General features: G+C 58.6%; 14 protein-coding genes and 1 pseudogene. 7 read left to right on the top strand and 8 right to left on the bottom strand.

Annotated elements, in window-relative coordinates; translation table 11 throughout:
* Window positions 1–36 precede the first annotated feature (36 nt).
* Window positions 37–732, top strand: coding sequence for a pirin family protein (locus AC19YT_RS17225; protein ID WP_095109747.1), 696 nt, complete (start codon window positions 37–39; stop codon window positions 730–732).
* 125 nt (window positions 733–857) lie between these two features.
* Here the strand turns inward: AC19YT_RS17225 and pgm are convergent, their stop codons facing one another.
* From pgm to AC19YT_RS17205, 4 genes are all read right to left on the bottom strand, one after another.
* Window positions 858–2,501, bottom strand: coding sequence for a phosphoglucomutase (alpha-D-glucose-1,6-bisphosphate-dependent) (pgm, locus tag AC19YT_RS17220; RefSeq protein ID WP_095109748.1), 1,644 nt, complete (start codon window positions 2,499–2,501; stop codon window positions 858–860).
* A 117-nt stretch (window positions 2,502–2,618) separates the two neighbouring features.
* A complete protein-coding gene (locus tag AC19YT_RS17215) occupies window positions 2,619–4,019 on the bottom strand; it encodes an aminotransferase-like domain-containing protein (protein ID WP_095109749.1) in 1,401 nt (466 codons plus the stop codon).
* Window positions 4,020–4,104: 85 nt separating this feature from the next.
* Window positions 4,105–5,559 (bottom strand): hypothetical protein, encoded by a 1,455-nt coding sequence (locus AC19YT_RS17210; protein WP_500610683.1) that lies wholly within the window; start codon window positions 5,557–5,559, stop codon window positions 4,105–4,107.
* Between the two features lie 659 nt (window positions 5,560–6,218).
* On the bottom strand, window positions 6,219–7,241 hold the full coding sequence (locus AC19YT_RS17205; RefSeq protein ID WP_095109751.1) for a zinc-dependent alcohol dehydrogenase family protein: 1,023 nt from the start codon (window positions 7,239–7,241) through the stop codon (window positions 6,219–6,221).
* A 269-nt stretch (window positions 7,242–7,510) separates the two neighbouring features.
* Between AC19YT_RS17205 and AC19YT_RS17200 the strand changes: the two genes are divergently transcribed.
* The 3 genes from AC19YT_RS17200 to AC19YT_RS17190 all read left to right on the top strand — a co-directional run bounded on the left by AC19YT_RS17200 (window position 7,511) and on the right by AC19YT_RS17190 (window position 10,456).
* Window positions 7,511–8,425 carry a LysR family transcriptional regulator gene (locus AC19YT_RS17200; RefSeq protein ID WP_500610682.1) on the top strand — a complete coding sequence of 305 codons (915 nt, stop codon included), beginning with the start codon at window positions 7,511–7,513 and terminating at the stop codon, window positions 8,423–8,425.
* Window positions 8,426–8,590: 165 nt separating this feature from the next.
* On the top strand, window positions 8,591–9,859 hold the full coding sequence (locus AC19YT_RS17195) for a tyrosine-type recombinase/integrase (protein ID WP_096143113.1): 1,269 nt from the start codon (window positions 8,591–8,593) through the stop codon (window positions 9,857–9,859).
* 159 nt (window positions 9,860–10,018) lie between these two features.
* Entirely contained in the window at window positions 10,019–10,456 is a 438-nt protein-coding gene (locus AC19YT_RS17190; RefSeq protein WP_096143112.1) for a LysR substrate-binding domain-containing protein, read from the top strand.
* A 181-nt stretch (window positions 10,457–10,637) separates the two neighbouring features.
* On the opposite strand, the gene namA is transcribed toward AC19YT_RS17190, so the two are convergent.
* Together namA and AC19YT_RS17180 are read right to left on the bottom strand one after the other, a co-directional pair.
* Window positions 10,638–11,705, bottom strand: coding sequence for an NADPH dehydrogenase NamA (gene namA, locus AC19YT_RS17185; protein ID WP_096143111.1), 1,068 nt, complete (start codon window positions 11,703–11,705; stop codon window positions 10,638–10,640).
* Window positions 11,706–11,873: 168 nt separating this feature from the next.
* Window positions 11,874–12,224 carry a winged helix-turn-helix transcriptional regulator gene (locus AC19YT_RS17180; protein ID WP_153332835.1) on the bottom strand — a complete coding sequence of 117 codons (351 nt, stop codon included), beginning with the start codon at window positions 12,222–12,224 and terminating at the stop codon, window positions 11,874–11,876.
* Between the two features lie 275 nt (window positions 12,225–12,499).
* On the opposite strand from AC19YT_RS17180, the gene AC19YT_RS17175 reads away from it, so the two are divergent.
* Complete coding sequence (locus tag AC19YT_RS17175) at window positions 12,500–12,712, top strand: hypothetical protein (protein ID WP_070413572.1); 213 nt, start codon at window positions 12,500–12,502, stop codon at window positions 12,710–12,712.
* A gap of 61 nt (window positions 12,713–12,773) precedes the next feature.
* Window positions 12,774–12,956 carry a hypothetical protein gene (locus tag AC19YT_RS17170; RefSeq protein ID WP_096143110.1) on the top strand — a complete coding sequence of 61 codons (183 nt, stop codon included), beginning with the start codon at window positions 12,774–12,776 and terminating at the stop codon, window positions 12,954–12,956.
* Window positions 12,957–13,020: 64 nt separating this feature from the next.
* Here the strand turns inward: AC19YT_RS17170 and AC19YT_RS17165 are convergent, their stop codons facing one another.
* Window positions 13,021–13,839 carry a CHAD domain-containing protein gene (locus AC19YT_RS17165; protein ID WP_096143109.1) on the bottom strand — a complete coding sequence of 273 codons (819 nt, stop codon included), beginning with the start codon at window positions 13,837–13,839 and terminating at the stop codon, window positions 13,021–13,023.
* Between the two features lie 110 nt (window positions 13,840–13,949).
* On the opposite strand from AC19YT_RS17165, the pseudogene AC19YT_RS17160 reads away from it, so the two are divergent.
* A pseudogene (locus tag AC19YT_RS17160) lies at window positions 13,950–14,524 on the top strand (DNA/RNA non-specific endonuclease); the annotation flags it as partial.
* Between the two features lie 113 nt (window positions 14,525–14,637).
* On the opposite strand, the gene AC19YT_RS17155 reads toward AC19YT_RS17160, so the two are convergent.
* Window positions 14,638–15,351 (bottom strand): histidine phosphatase family protein, encoded by a 714-nt coding sequence (locus AC19YT_RS17155; protein ID WP_096143108.1) that lies wholly within the window; start codon window positions 15,349–15,351, stop codon window positions 14,638–14,640.
* Window positions 15,352–15,507: the final 156 nt, after the last annotated feature.

The following is a 15,507-nucleotide window of genomic DNA, read 5'->3' as shown; positions in this document are numbered from 1 at the left end:
GGACAGCCCTTTGGCACGCCGCTACAGGAGACGCTCATGCTGCAACTTCGACCCTTCACTTCCCTGGGCGGCGCCCACCACGGCTGGCTGGATGCCCATCATCACTTTTCGTTCGCCGAGTACTACGACCCCCAACGCATGAACTGGGGCAACCTGCGGGTGTGGAACGACGACGTGATCGCCCCTGGCAGCGGCTTCCCGACCCACCCCCACCGGGACATGGAAATCATCACCTATGTGCGTGAAGGCGCCATCAGCCACGCCGACAACCTGGGCAACAAAGGCCGCACCGAGGCTGGTGATGTGCAGGTGATGAGCGCCGGCACTGGCATCGCCCACAGCGAATACAACCTGGAAACCACGCCCACGCGGATTTTCCAGATCTGGATTGTGCCCAGCGAAGCCGGCTCGCCGCCGTCGTGGGGCGCCAAGCCTTTCCCCAAAGGCTTGCGCGAAGGGTTTGTGACCCTGGCCAGCGGCAAGGACGGCGATGACCAGAGCCTGCGCATCCGTGCCGACGCACGGCTGGTGGCCGCCAACCTCAAGGCCGGGGAAAGCGCCGAGTACAGCCTCGACGCCGGGCGCCGGGCGTACCTGGTGCCCGCCACCGGGGTAATCGAGGTCAATGGGTTACGGGCTCAAGCCCGGGATGGGGTGGCGATCGAAGACGAGCGGGTGTTGCGCGTCACCGCGCTGCAAGACAGCGAGGTCGTACTGGTCGACCTCGCCTAGCCACCGTTGTTGTAGCAAGCGGGCTTGCCCGCGCGGGGGCGCAAAGCGCCCCTCGCGTGTAGCACCTGGCCGGTTTTTTACGGCCGCTGTGCGCCCGAGCGCAAGCATGCAGAGGTGCCCTGCCCCTACGCGCTGATCGCGCCATCGACCAGGGCCTGGGCTTCTTGCACCAGTTGCTGGAGGTGGGCGTCGCCGAGGAAGCTTTCGGCGTAGATCTTGTAGATGTCTTCGGTGCCCGAGGGGCGTGCGGCAAACCAGCCGTTTTCGGTCATCACCTTCAAACCGCCAATGGCCTGATCGTTGCCCGGGGCGTGGCTGAGGATGCTTTGAATCGGCTCCCCCGCCAGTTCGGTGGACGTGACCTGCTGCGGCGACAGCTTGCCCAGCAGGGCTTTTTGCTGCGGGTTGGCCTTGGCATCGACGCGCACGGCGAAGGGCTCGCCCAACTCGTCGGTGAGGGCGCGGTAGGCCTGGCTCGGGTCGCGGCCGGTGCGGGCGGTCATTTCGGCGGCCAACAGGGCCGGGATCAAGCCATCCTTGTCGGTGCTCCAGACCCCGCCATCACGGCGCAGGAACGAGGCGCCGGCGCTTTCTTCGCCGCCAAAGCCCAGGGAGCCGTCGAACAGGCCTTCGGCAAACCACTTGAACCCCACCGGCACTTCGTAGAGGCGACGCCCCAGGCGCCGAGCCACGCGGTCGATCAAGCCGCTGCTGACCACGGTCTTGCCCACGGCCGCATCGGCGCGCCAATGCGGGCGGTTCTGGAACAGGTAGTCGATGGACACCGCCAGGTAGTTATTGGGGGCCAAGAGGCCACCACTGGGAGTGACGATGCCGTGGCGGTCGTGGTCCGGGTCACAGGCGAACGCCACGTCGTAGCGGTCCTTGAGGCCGATCAGGCCCTGCATGGCATGGCTGGAGGACGGGTCCATGCGGATCTGCCCGTCCCAGTCCACGCACATGAAGCGGAACGTCGGGTCGACGCTGGTGTTGACCACGTCCAGGTCCAGGCGATAGTGCTCGGCAATCGCCGACCAGTAGCGCACCCCGGCGCCGCCCAGCGGATCGACGCCCAGACGCAGGCCGGCGTTGCGGATGGCCTCCAGGTCGATGACGTTGGCCAGGTCTGCCACGTAGGTGTTGAGGTAGTCGTGGCGGTGCGTGGTGTCGGCCTTGAGGGCCTGGGCGTAGCTGATGCGCTTGACCCCGGCCAGCCGCGCGGCCAGCAGTTCGTTGGCCTTGGCCTCGATCCACTTGGTGATATGGGTGTCGGCCGGGCCGCCGTTGGTGGGGTTGTACTTGTAGCCACCGCTCTGCGGCGGGTTGTGGGACGGCGTGATAACGATGCCATCGGCCAGGCCCGAGACGCGGCCGCGGTTGTAGCACAGGATGGCGTGGGAGACGGCCGGTGTGGGCGTGTACTCGTCGCCCTCGGCGATCATCACCGTGACGCCGTTGGCAGCGAACACTTCCAGGGCACTGGTGCCGGCCGGCGTGGACAAGGCGTGGGTGTCGATGCCGACGAACAGCGGCCCGTCGATGCCTTGGGCCTGGCGGTACAGGCAGATCGCCTGGCTGATGGCCAGCACATGCCATTCGTTGAAGCTCAGTTCAAAGGAGGTGCCGCGATGGCCGGAGGTGCCAAAGGCCACGCGTTGGGTTGGCACACTGGCATCCGGTTGGCCGGTGTAATAGGCCGTCACCAGTCGCGGGATATCGACCAACAAATGTGCTGGTGCCGGTTTGCCCGCCAAAGGACTGACTGTCATGCAAAACCTCGGGAAAAGGAGAGATCGGGGGAAAGTCGTGCAGTTTACTGGCACTTTGACCACCCGGCGACCGTATCTATCCCCTGCCCTGCAAGTTGTTTTGCCGCACCCGGCGGTTCAGTCCAGCCATTCCAGGCGCAGGGCGTCGGCCAGGCTGCCCAACGCCGCTTCCAAATTGTGGGGGCCGCTGTAGGTGTGGCTCAGGCGCAAGCTCTGGGTGTGGAAACCGCAGATACTGAACAACTCCCCCGGCGCCACGACAATGCGCTGTTTGAGGAGGCGCTGGAACACCCGACGCACGTCCACCGGGCGCACCGAGCGCACCCACAGCGTGGCGCCACCGGCCGGCAGCGACCATTGCAGCGAATCGGCGAAGCGCTCTTGCAGCAGTTGCACCATTTGCTGCATACGTTCCTTGAGCATGCGCCGCAGGATCGACAGGTGCTGGTCGAGGCGGCCATTGGCGTACAGGCGGGCGATCGCCTTTTGGCGGATCGGCGACAGGCGAAAGGCCCGCAACAGGAAGTGGCGCTGCAGCTCGACGCTCAACTGGCGCGACAGCAGGTAGCCGTAAGGCGCCTCCGGGCCGATGGTTTTCTCGAAAGTGGAGAACACGATCAGGCGATCGGCGCTGACCAGGTCGCGCAGGCGCCACTGCGCCGGCTGGAAGGCCAGTTCGCCGTAGGTGTCGTTTTCCAGCACCCAGCAGCCACTGACCTCCAGCAGGTGGGCCAGGCGCCGCCGCTCGTTGACCGGCATGCGGGCGCCGGTGGGCATGTTGATGTCCGAGGACAAGAGCACCAGGCGTACGTCCTGGATGTCGAACAGGTGCACCAGGTTCGCCAGGTCGAGGCAGCCGTCGTCCTTGAGGGGCAATTCGATCACCTGCACCCCGGCGCTTTGCAGCAGGCGCAGGATCGCCCAGTCACAGGGCGACTCCACCAACACGGTGGCGCCCTTGAGGGCCAGCACGTTGATAAGGATTTCCAGTACCCCGCGCAGGTCTGCGCCGATGTAGACGTCGTCGGCGTGCCAGCAACGCAGGGGCGATGTGGTGTAACGCGCCGCCAGGGCGGTGCGCAGTTCCAGTTCGCCGCACGGTTGGGACAGGCTTTGCGACTGGCGCGGGTATTGGCGCACCAGTTCGCGCTCGAGCAGCAGCAAGGGGCTGTCCAGCGATTGCAGCAGGGCCGGTTCGTCGTTGCACAGCACCAGCATGTCGGGGCGGCGTGTGCTGACGTAGAGAATTTCCAATAAGTCGGCGCCGCTGCTGTAGGCGCTGTAGGTGGAGACGGGGAGCGCGTAATAGCCGGACTTGGCCACCGAATACACCCGCCCTTCCTTTTCCAATAGCGAATAGGCGTACTGGATCGTTGAGATCGAGACATTCAGGCGATCAGCCAAATGGCGCAGGGAAGGCAACTTGACCCGCGCATCGGTGCCAACTTCGCTGATGAGGTTGGTCAGGTAACGGTAGACCGCCTGATAGGCGAAGTCCGTCTGGCGCACGCCTCTCATGGGCAACCACCGCCAGCCCAGGGAGCACAGGTGCAAAACCATCCCTGACGAAGCCGGGCCGGTTTGCAGGCATTACACATGGGTTTCAACGCCCGATCGGCTCTTCAAGCGCCACGTCGCTACGCTCACCCAGGTGCCGGGCCACGCCAGTTTCCGGCAGCGGCGGGAGGTTGCTGTCGTGGGCAGGCAAGGTGTACAGCTTGCCCAACAACGGCAGTGGCAAACCGCTGACGTCTCCCAGCCACTGGACCACTTGGTCCATCGCCGGCTCGCCGCGCAACGCCTTATGCACCTCTGCCAGGCCCACCAACATCTGCGGGTGGCAGGCGCGCATGAACCGCTCCAGGCCCGCCGCGCCATTGACGAACGGCGCGAACAGCAGGCACACCAGTTGCACCTCGCTCAAGCCTAGGCTTTGGCTGAGTAGCAGGTCGGCCTGCAAGCGCCGATCTTCGATGCGCTCGGGAGTGCTGTAGTCGCTCAAGGTCAACTGGATCAGGTTCTCGCAGAGGTTTTTCTTGCGCATCAGCACCGTGGTCAACTGCAGGTACTGACGCACCCCTTCTTCGTAGCTCAAGCCATTGACGTAGCGCGCCTGCAAGCCATAGGCATGGGTCATCAACAGCGGGCTGGCGTAGAGGTTTTCGCAGGGGGTGTCCCAGTGCATGCCGAGGAACTCGCATAGCAGGGATTCACGCGCCCCTTCGCTCTCGCTGACCAAGTCGTGCAGGCCCAAGTAGGACACCGGGCGGCGTACCTCGAAGTGCCCAGGGGCGTGGTCGCAGGTTTCGCTCAATTGTGGGCAGAGCTGGCGATAGTAGTCCTGGCCAAAGTCATTCAGGGCCCGGAACAGATCACCGAAGTCCAGCACTGCGCGGCTCTCGCCGCGCTGGCCAAGCTGTCGCGCCGCCACCACAAAGGCTTGCAAGTACTGGCGCTGCTCACGGGGGCTGTGGCTGCTGACCAGGGTATCGACGGCCTCGTTCCAGTACGCCACTTTGCCCAGAAAATTACCCGAGGCCAGGCGATGGCTGTCCCCCATTTCCAAGTGCCGGTCACTGGCTGCCAGGTGGCCGCTCATCAATACATTGCGCCGGTACAACTCACGACCTTGGGGCGACAGCGGGGCCTGATGGTTGAACGCCAGTACCTCGGCACCATCAAGCATCAACACTTCCACCCGCGGATCGTCGTAGACGAACAATGCGCTGAAGCTGCGATGGATATTGTTCAGCGTCGCCTGCTCCTGGCCGGGATGACGCAGGGTGGCCACCCGCAGGTTGAAGGTCGCGGGCGCGCGCCCGGCGATGCTCAACTGGGCGGCCCGCAGGAAGGCCAGGGTGTAGCTGCTTTCGCGGGTGCCGGAGTGGGTCACCAGCACCTTGTGCCCGCCAATGTGCTCCATCCCGCCGGCCTCGACCACCAGGCGCTGGATAAACAGCTGCAACGCGGTGCGCTCACCCCGGGAGAAGAAGCCCAGCAAGCGATGCAGCACCTGCTGGTACACATAGTTCATGGCTTGATCGTGAATAGTAGTCATGGTCGATGTACCTGAATTTGCAAAATATCAGTGGCAAGCGAACAACCTCGATTTGAGTCGTGGGTTGCCGCTAAAGTTAAAGTGTGCGCCCAGGTGGGGGGCATTCAGTTACCAAATATTAACACTGCACCAAACTAGCAGCCTTACCAGGAAGGAACTAAAGTTGCCTAAGAATATTCCTACAACAACCTACAACCAATGATTACATTGTTTTTTAGACAGCACTTATACCGCACACTCAAGCCAACTAACCGGCCCACCATGATTTCCTTAAACCTCGGCCGCAACCCTTGCCCTGCAAGCTCTTCACGAACTAGAGCAGTGCTGCGCCGATATAAAACAAGCTCGTCAGTCATGACTCATTCCTTGAGATGAAAGTGATAATTCAATTATCAAGGCTTACTTAATGAATGGAAGATACAGATTTACGCGAAAAACCAGTTCAGATACTCAGACCAGCATATCTGCATGAAAAAGTTGTCGTTAATAGATCGTCAAAGGCCCGCCCACTCGTTCGCCCTTCAAGACTAACGACAATGCGCGGATGCGCGGATCAAATAATAAGGATGGGGCGCAACGTCAGCTAACTACGCGGCCCCAAACTGCGAGCAAAAAAACGCCAGCGCCGCAGGTTCGGGCGCTGGCGCTGGGAACCACCTTCAGCGTGCGACGATGTGCAGCGCCACCCGTTCGCGGCAAGGGCACTCGTCCATGTAGCGGTGGGCCTTCACGAACTCGTCGAAGGCGAACACGGTGGTCTTGAGCGGCACCAGCACGCGGTCGGCGGTGAGCTGGTTGATGTCGCGTAAGGCTCGTTGCAGCGCCACCTGGTCCTGGGCAATGCCCAGTTCCGGCTTGCCGGTAAAGTTACCGATGCAGTGCACAAAAAACTGGATGTTCTTCTGGAACGCCGCGCAGGCCGGGAACGGTGTCTGGTTACCGCCCTGCAACCCATAGAGCACCAGGCTGCCACGGGGCGCCAAGACGTCGCCCAACATCGACATCTGCGGCCCGCCGAGGCCATCGAACACCACGTCGACGCCGCGGTTGTCGGTGAACTTGTTGACCTGCATGAGCAGGTCCTGCTCTTCGGTGACGATGACCTTCTCGGCCCCCAGGCTCAGCAGGTATTCGCGCTCTTCGGCGGTCTTGGTCGCGGCAATCACCCGCACGCCCAGGGCCTTGCCCAGTTGTACGAAGGAGGGCCCGGCACAGTGGCTGGCGTCGGTGACCAGGGCGAACTGCCCCGGTTTGACCCGCGCCAGGTCAACGTAGGCAAAGTAAGCGATCAACAGCGGCGTGTAGTGCACGCTGGCTTGGATGGGGCTCAACACATCGGGGTAACGGGTCAAGGCGCTGCGCGGCAGCACGATCACTTCGCCGTACACCGGGTAATCATTGGGGCTTTCGGCCGGAAAACTGGCGACCTTGTCACCCACCGCCAAGTCCTCGACGCCCTCGCCGACCGCCGTCACCACCCCGGCCATTTCATGGCCCAGGCCCGAAGGCAAACGGGCGTGGGAAGACGCCAGGTTCTGCCGCCAGAGAACGTCGTACCAACTGATGCCGATCGCTTCGACACGCACCTGCACTTCACCCGGTGCGGGCAACGCGGGCGCATGCTCTTCGCATTTGAGCACGTCGGCTGCGCCAAACTTGTGAAAACGGATCGTGCGGGACATCGCAAACCTCGTCAAAAGTAACCTCTAATGCCCTGAACTTTATCCGGGCTTTCTGGCCAAGACTACCCGTGGCTATTAATAGTCGACATGTCTGTCATCGATTCCGCGACGCATACAGACCAGAAAACAGAACCATCAACGTAGGAAAAATGAATTAGCCGGTGCAGAGTAGCAGCCTTTGCCCGTAAGATTCACGCCGACCGTTGTTCTCAACGGGCAGCTCTCGTCAAGCGTACCGCCACGCTTGGCCGATTTTGCCAGGACACCCGATGAACCGTAACGACCTGCGTCGAGTCGACCTTAACCTGTTGATTGTGTTCGAAACACTGATGCACGAGCGCAGTGTGACCCGAGCTGCGGAAAAACTGTTCCTCGGCCAACCGGCCATCAGCGCGGCCCTCTCGCGCCTGCGCGGGCTGTTCGACGACCCGCTGTTCGTGCGCACTGGGCGCAGCATGGAACCCACCGCCCGAGCAGTGGAAATCTTCGCCCTGCTCTCCCCGGCCCTGGACTCGATTTCCACCGCTGTCAGCCGCGCCGCCGAGTTCGACCCGGCCACCAGCACCGCGGTATTTCGCATTGGCCTATCGGACGATGTGGAGTTCGCCCTGCTGCCCATGCTGCTCAAGCGCCTGCGCGCCGAAGCGCCGGGCATCGTGTTGGTCGTGCGCCGGGTCAACTACATCCTGATGCCCGGCTTATTGGCCTCAGGGGAAATTTCCATCGGCGTGAGCTACACCACCGACCTGCCGGCCAACGCCAAGCGCAAGATCCTGCGCCGCAGCCTGCCCAAGATGCTGCGTGCCGACAGCGTGCCCGGCGCCCTGAGCCTGGACGACTTCTGCGCCCGCCCTCACGCCTTGGTGTCATTCGCCGGCGACCTGAGCGGGTTCATCGATGAAGAACTGGAAAAACTCGGCCGCAAGCGCCATGTCGTACTCGCCGTACCGCAGTTCAACGGCCTGGGCACCCTGCTGGCCGGCACCGACATCCTCGCTACCGTACCCGACTACACCGCACAAGCCCTCACCGCCGCCGGCGGCCTGCGCGCCGACGACCCGCCCCTGCCGGTACGCAGCTTCGAGCTGCACATGGCCTGGCGCGGTTCCCAGGACAACGACCCCGGTGAGCGCTGGCTGCGTTCGCGGATTCAGATGTTTTTTGGGGACCCCGATAGCCTGTAACGGAATTCCACTAAATTCCATAAAACCGTTTAATAACAAAAAGTTATTGGTTATTTAAGTCCATAGCCGCCTGTCTAAATCCAATGGATTCCACGACTCATGGGGGCATAATTGGGGGCAAATTTCGGTTCCTTAAAAAGGATGCCCCCACCGATGCCCCCACCGATGCGCCCAGATAATGCGGTTGTTTTCAAACGAAAACTCAGCGATGCCTTGATCCGGTCACTGACCGAACCTGGCAAACACGCCGATGGCGAAGTTCCTGGCCTCTACTTGGAGGTGAGGGCGTCGAGTAAGGTCGGCAAATCTCCTTCCAAGGTTTGGCGATTGAAGTATCGGCTGCATGGGAAGGAAAACCGCTTCTCCATCGGCGCTTACCCCGAGATTAGCCTCAAGGAGGCGCGCGACATTGCCCGCGGCGCACGCCGCGACGTGGCTAACCACACCGCTCCGCTCAAGGCCAAGACCGCCAAGATCGAGGCACAGTTGCTCAATGAAGAGCGCACCTTCGCTTACGTGGCCGAGCAATGGTTGGCATTCAAGTCTGCCGAACTGGTGACCAAATCCATCTCGGGCTTTACCGGAGCGCTGAACAACCACATCTTGCCTGCCATTGGCAAAAAACCGATCAGCGAGATCAAGTTGGAGCACATCACTACGATCATCACTGAGTTGCGCCGCCAGCGGACCATGGCCATGGCCCGGCGCGTGCGCACCATCATACGTGCCGTTCTGGGATTTGCCGAAGGTCGCGGCTGGGTGGAGCGCAACGTGGCGCTCAGCAACATTGAGGAGTTGAAGATTCGCCACATCGTGACCAGCAACCCGGCGATCGAAAGGCCGTCCGACCTAGGCAGGTTTCTTCTACGCCTTGATGACTGCAACGACGGCAGCGTAGCCGCAGCAATGCGGCTGCTGGTCATGTTGCCGGTTCGCCCAGGCGAACTGGTGCAGATGCGCTGGGAAGATGTCGACTTGGTGGGCGCCGATTGGCGTTATGTGGTGAGCAAGACCAAGCACCTGGACAAGAGCAAACACATCGTGCCGCTGCCTGAGCAAGCGTTGGTCCTGTTACGAGAGCTACATAAAACCCGCGTGGTGGATGAAGACGGCAAAGGCTGGGTGTTCGTCTCGCCGGTCTATCCAGGCCGCCCCATTAATCCTACCTCCATGCTCAAGTCCTTCCAGCGTATCTGGCCTGAGTACGACATCACTGCCCACGGCTTTCGCGCTACCTACCGGACCATTGCCCACGAGCACTTGGGTATAGACCCCATCGTGCTCGAACTGTCGTTATCCCACCGTATGCCAGGCGCGTTGGGAGCTGTGTATGCGCGCGCGCAACTGCTGGTACAGCGCCGGGAGGCGGCTCAACAATGGGCTGACTACCTAGACCAACTGCGGCACAACGCAGCTCAAGTGAGGAAAGACTGACGACACAGCGAAAACAATCAAAAGATTTGAGCTGGAAACGATATTGATAGCCCATTTGCTCGCCCATCGCTTGCCTGAATTCCGGGCCAAATATCCAGAAATCACACTTTAGATGTCTGCACAGCCTCAACAGGTATCGTTGAGCCGACGCGAAGCTAGGTGGCATTACGCCTGACCCGTCCCGAAGAACCCAATGATGTTGTGCGCAAAATTGGCCATATTCCGTATGCCTTGCATGCCAGTCCCAACTACACATTCTTTGATAGTCCAGACAGGTGGGCATTCATCGTTTACGACGCACAATTTGTGGATCTGCCGCAACAGCAGTGGCTTCTGAACATTGCTGGCGAGCGTCGAATTGGATGTGATCTAAGCGATGTTAGTAGTCAATTGGTGGTTGCATGCTCTGGAGCTGGGATTGCTGGATCACCAAGATTTCTCGGCGATGCACAACCAGGACTGAAACGCATCGAATATGACGGCGCACCCTTTTCAAGGGACGTCTGGCTAGTGGTTCACCACGATTTGAAACGCTCGGTTCCTATCAGAGCTGTGATGGACTTTCTTACCCACACGTCAAAATCCGTACGCCTGTAATTGCTGACAGCCTCAAACACTGAATATCCCTGGAGCCCGATCTCGAAGATGGCGCTATACCCAGTAAAACTGAACAGACTAAGATTGACCGCCTCGCCTGAGCAGAAACGGATCGTAAAACCCCTGACGCTGCGTGGCGCATCAGGGGTAAATTTAACAAGCCTTTATGTTTTTAGGCGCATCAGTTTTCGGTCAAAGGAGCTGCTGGCAACGGCGGCTGACTGCGCTGCCACACCGAACCGTAGCGGGTGTATTGCGGAGGCACAGGGATAGCTGTGCGCAACTCATCGGCGGCAGTGCGAGCCCAGAAGGGATCTCGCAACATATCTCGGCCAACCAGCACTATGTCTGCCCTACCGTTCTGGACGATCTCTTCCGCCTGACGACCACTTTCGATCAGGCCCACCGCCCCCGTCATGATGCCCAGTTCACGACGCAGCAATTCAGCCGCAGGAACCTGGTAGGCAGGAAAAGCGTTCACTTTGACCATTGCAATGCCACCCGATGAACAGTCGATGAGGTCAACTCCCTGCTCTTTCATCCACTTGCCGTAGATCAGGAAATCTTCAGGAGTATTGCCGCCTTCGGTGTAATCGGTCGAAGAAATACGGACAAACAACGGGCCTTTCCATTCGGAGCGAACAGCGTCAATTACTTCTCGGACGATACGATAACGATTCTCGTGACTGCCGCCATATTCGTCGGTGCGATGGTTAGCCAGCGGAGAGAGAAACTCGTTCAGGAGGTAGCCATGTGCGGTATGTACTTCTACAACATCGAAACCAGCTTCGCGGGCGCGACGTGCGCCTTGGCGGAATGCCTCAACGACGCCTTTGATGCCGTATAGGTCGAGCGCCTGAGGTACTTGCGAATCCTTGGTAAACGGAATAGCCGATGGGGCAATAGACGGCCCCGGAACGCCCAACTGACGACCTGCGTGGCCCAGCTGACAGCCTGCCTTGGCGTCAAAGCGTTGAATGGTTTTGACCAGCCTTGCCAGCCCCTCAACTTGTGCATCGTCCCAGATACCGATATCGCCGGGGCCAATAACGCCGTTGCAAAGGATGGCTGTGGTTTCCAAAAAAACGAGCCCTGCGCCGCCCAATGCTCGAGCACCGTAATGCACGGTATGAAAATCAGTGACGCATCCGTCTTCGCTTGCCGAGTGCATGCACATTGGAGACATTGCAATTCGGTTGCGAAGTGTTAACCCACCAATGGTTACGGGTTCAAAAAGTTTTGCGGCCAAAATTCAGATACTCCAATAGTTTGCTCAAGAATGCGCGGGGCACGTGCTTCTGCTCTCTACGCGTTTTGAACAAGGCTATCGAAGATAATAAAAACGTAAATACTGCAAAAATTTGCATATAGTACGCTTAAGCGTACTGCAAGAGGCCGAGCAACTGGCCTTAAGCTTCTAGCTAATCATGGGGGCGATGTCGGACTTTCCGCCAGGTGGCTGCTCGTCCGCCCTCATCTGAGCGGCAGTGGTCATGCCCCGACGCTTCAACCACGCATCTCCCCAGTCACATAGTCCCAGGATAAAAGGCTCAAGGCTTCGGCCCTCATCACTAAGTGCGTATTCGACCTTGGGCGGTACTACTGGGTAGACAGTTCGCACTAGGAGACCGTCTTCTTCCATATCCCGAAGCTGCTTGATCAGCAACCTAGGCGGCACTCCAGTGAGACGTCGCTGCAATTGGTTGAAACGGTGTGTGCCATCCAGTAGCAGGTGATAAAGGATTACGCCCTTCCACTTTCCACCCATGATGTGCAGTGCGGCCTCTATAGAGCACCCAGGGGCACCATCATAATTACGAAGCTTGGTCACAACGGTCTCCAAAGGGCAGTACGCTTTATGGCACTACCTACAAATTTATGGCGTTTTTCTAACAAGACCCAGTGACTGTACCACGTCCGAAGTGGCCAACACGTCTTGGGCCGATTACTCTCGGCTGCACCACCTACAAGGGATAGGTTGATGATTAAGCACACCCTACCTGACGCTGCTAGTCTTCCAGTTCACTCCGAGGAAATGTCGACATGTCAGCCCCTCCCCAATTACCGGACATACTTGAAACCCTCCACGAAAACGAACTCGCGCTTGCCGACGCCATTGAGTCGATAGCAATGTGGATAGATCAGAGGGGATCCATCGGCGTTTCCAGCACCGCCCTCGGTGGTATCACCACGCTCGAATTGAATGCCGAGTCCGTCAGAAAGGGCATTGAACCACCGAGAGAAACCGCCAAATGAAACCTAGTTACTCATTCTCTGTATCGCTTGAGAATCGATACCTCATGAAAGGATTCTCGTGATGCTGATCAAAATCGAAGAGGCAGAGACGCCCGAAGACTGGCTCGTGTGGATGAATGCATGGCGCGTTAAGTTTCACAGTTATGCCGAAGCCGAAGCCTTCGTCAAAAGGCTGGAGGGTCGCATAAATGCAGCCCACCCTTTACCTATCAGCATAAGTAGACCTATGGCTGAAGTGTCTTGAAGAGAATTCGTTGCCAGATCAAAAAACGTCATCGCTTTGTAACCCTCCAGCCGTAATACTGCGTCTATTCAACGCCTGCTGTTTTTTCTGCTGCCACATTAGGCGGCTTTTTTTTGCCTGAGGACTTTGGCAGCAATTTCTCCAGGTCAGCTAACTGAGCGTCAGCTTTCTCGAGCGCCGTCGCGGCGCATCGCCGCCAGACCTCTTCCAGCTGGTGTAGATCTGATTCGACCAATGCTTTTTGACACCACTGATAATGGTCGTGCCAGGCACCCAGGGCCGATTGAAGGGCCTTGAGAGAGCTTGCCGCCTTACCCGAAAGCGGTGACAGCTTGGGAAAAGCCTCTGTCAGGTAGCGAGTTCGCTTGACCAGGATTCTCAACTCGTGCCGATCAGATTCAGCGTCATCTACCGCCGCATGCAATCGGTCGATCTGCTTAGTCAGTGATTTTTCAATTTGAGACTGGACGTGCTGCAAACCGCCGTTGATCTCAGCCAAGCGAAAGATTGAAGGCCACTCATCCAACTGAGTGAACAGATTCTTGAGGGCCGGGCTTTTTAGAATCTTTGAATAGTCATAATCCAAGTGCGCTTTGCGGAACTGCGCAAGGTCAGGAAAGCCCCTTTCCTCTAGCTCCTCAATCAACACCTCAAGATCGCGCGCCGGCGTGGTTAGCCTTCCGACTTCCGCCGCAACATTATTCAGCGCCATGACTTCGCTAATCGAACGCATCGGTCGGAGTAGGCTCCGGATGCGCCTCACAGATATTCTGAGGTCATGCAAAGCCTCGCTGTCAGTCCTCGCTTCCAACCGTGCACGGGAGTGATACAGGGCGATCTGAAGGGTCAGTATCTCAGCAACGAACTCGTCAACGAAGGACATGCAGTCATCTCTTTGAAGCGTTATGGATACGAGCTTAGCAGAAGCGCAAGTCGTCAAATATTGATCCTGCTCGCGATTTGATAAGGCCATCAATGACCTAGCCTGAATGCTATGATGGTCGTGTGCCTATAAGCGCCCAGGTGGGCAACGAGCTCTACGCGAGCAACGGCCTGGACCGTGGCCATTTGGTGCGCAGGCAAGACCCTATAGGGGCGAAGAAGCGACCATCGCCAACCTCGACACTTTTCACTTCACTAACTGCTCGCCGCAGATGAGCGCGTTCAACCAGAAGACCTGGTTGGAACTTGAGGAGTACATTCTCGACAATACACGGCGCTGGAAGGCCCGAGCCACTGTATTTACAAGCCCGGTGCTGGCTGAAGATGACCGTGTTTACCGTGGTGTCAAAATCCCCAAAGCATTCTGGAAAGTGGTGGCCTATTTGGGGGATGACGGCAAACCTTCCGCTAGCGCTTATATGATCGACCAGAGCCGTCACCTCGATCAGTTGGACTCGGTGTTTGGCCAACTCAGAACCTACCGCCGCAGCGTGTTGCAAATCGAGCAAATGGCCTGTATTCGTCTTGCCAACTTGGCCGACTATGACGGGTTCAGCAACGAAGAACGCGCGACGGGCACGCACATTGAAGCGCTTATCCAAGGAACAGAGGATATCCGGCTTTGAGCAACATAGCCGCAGGTGGACAAAGCTTATCTGTGCTGTGATGCAGGCTACTTGCCTTAGAACGGTGCTTGGGCCAAGTTTGAACCGGACGTCAATAAGTAACGCGGGTGTGGTCAGCTAACCGTCAATACCGTCTGTGAGTCGGCGATTTTGCAAAGGTCGTAGGGCGTTATGTTGATTCCTCGCACCAGTCGCTTCAATACCTGAGTACCCACTACGTCGAGGTCAATGATATTGAGGCATGCAGAGTCCTGCTTCAGAGAACTCATGATATGACGATCTGAACCCATAGCCCAGGCCAGCAACACACGGCCAACCGCGTCGTGGCTGACGAGTAGAAGCGATCTCCATGCTGGCTCGCCAATGAGCCGAAAAAATTGCTCAAGCACCCGATTTTCAAAGCTGTCCCAATGCTCTCCCCCCAAAAATGTGCCATCACCTTCGCCTATGGTTTCGTAGGCCTGGCATACTCGGTCATCAGGGTGCTGTGGGGTGATTTTACTGAAGCAACCTGCTTTTATATCGCTAAACGCTTTAGCTTGCTCAAGCATGCTTTCCTGCTCGTCCAGCAAGATATTTGCGGTTTGTCGAGCACAAGAATAATCGGAGCACACAGCCCGATCGAAAGCCACATGTTGCATCATCACCGAGAGCTCTCGGGCCTGACGAACTCCTTTATCAGACAGGTCGACACTCCGAGGATCCAGCGCCATACCGTCATCGCTTAGCCGCTTCACATCCCCGCTAATGACTAGATAACAACGTCTCCTGCGAAGATTCGCCGGGTAGACCGGAGTATGTTCGGCTGCATGTGCGTCGATTTTCATAGCGCCACCCTGTGATTGCTTATGCTTAGGGAATCTCCGAACAAGTTTTCAAATGTGCTGAAATACGCCTGACCACCTGATCCGAGCCGCCTATGAGCCAGATGAGCTTTTCCGATTTCGAATACGCCGGCAAGCGCAAGCAGACACGCCGCGAAC

This window comes from Pseudomonas sp. MF08875, assembly GCF_059862525.1.
This window is presented reverse-complemented; position numbering and strand designations above follow the sequence as displayed.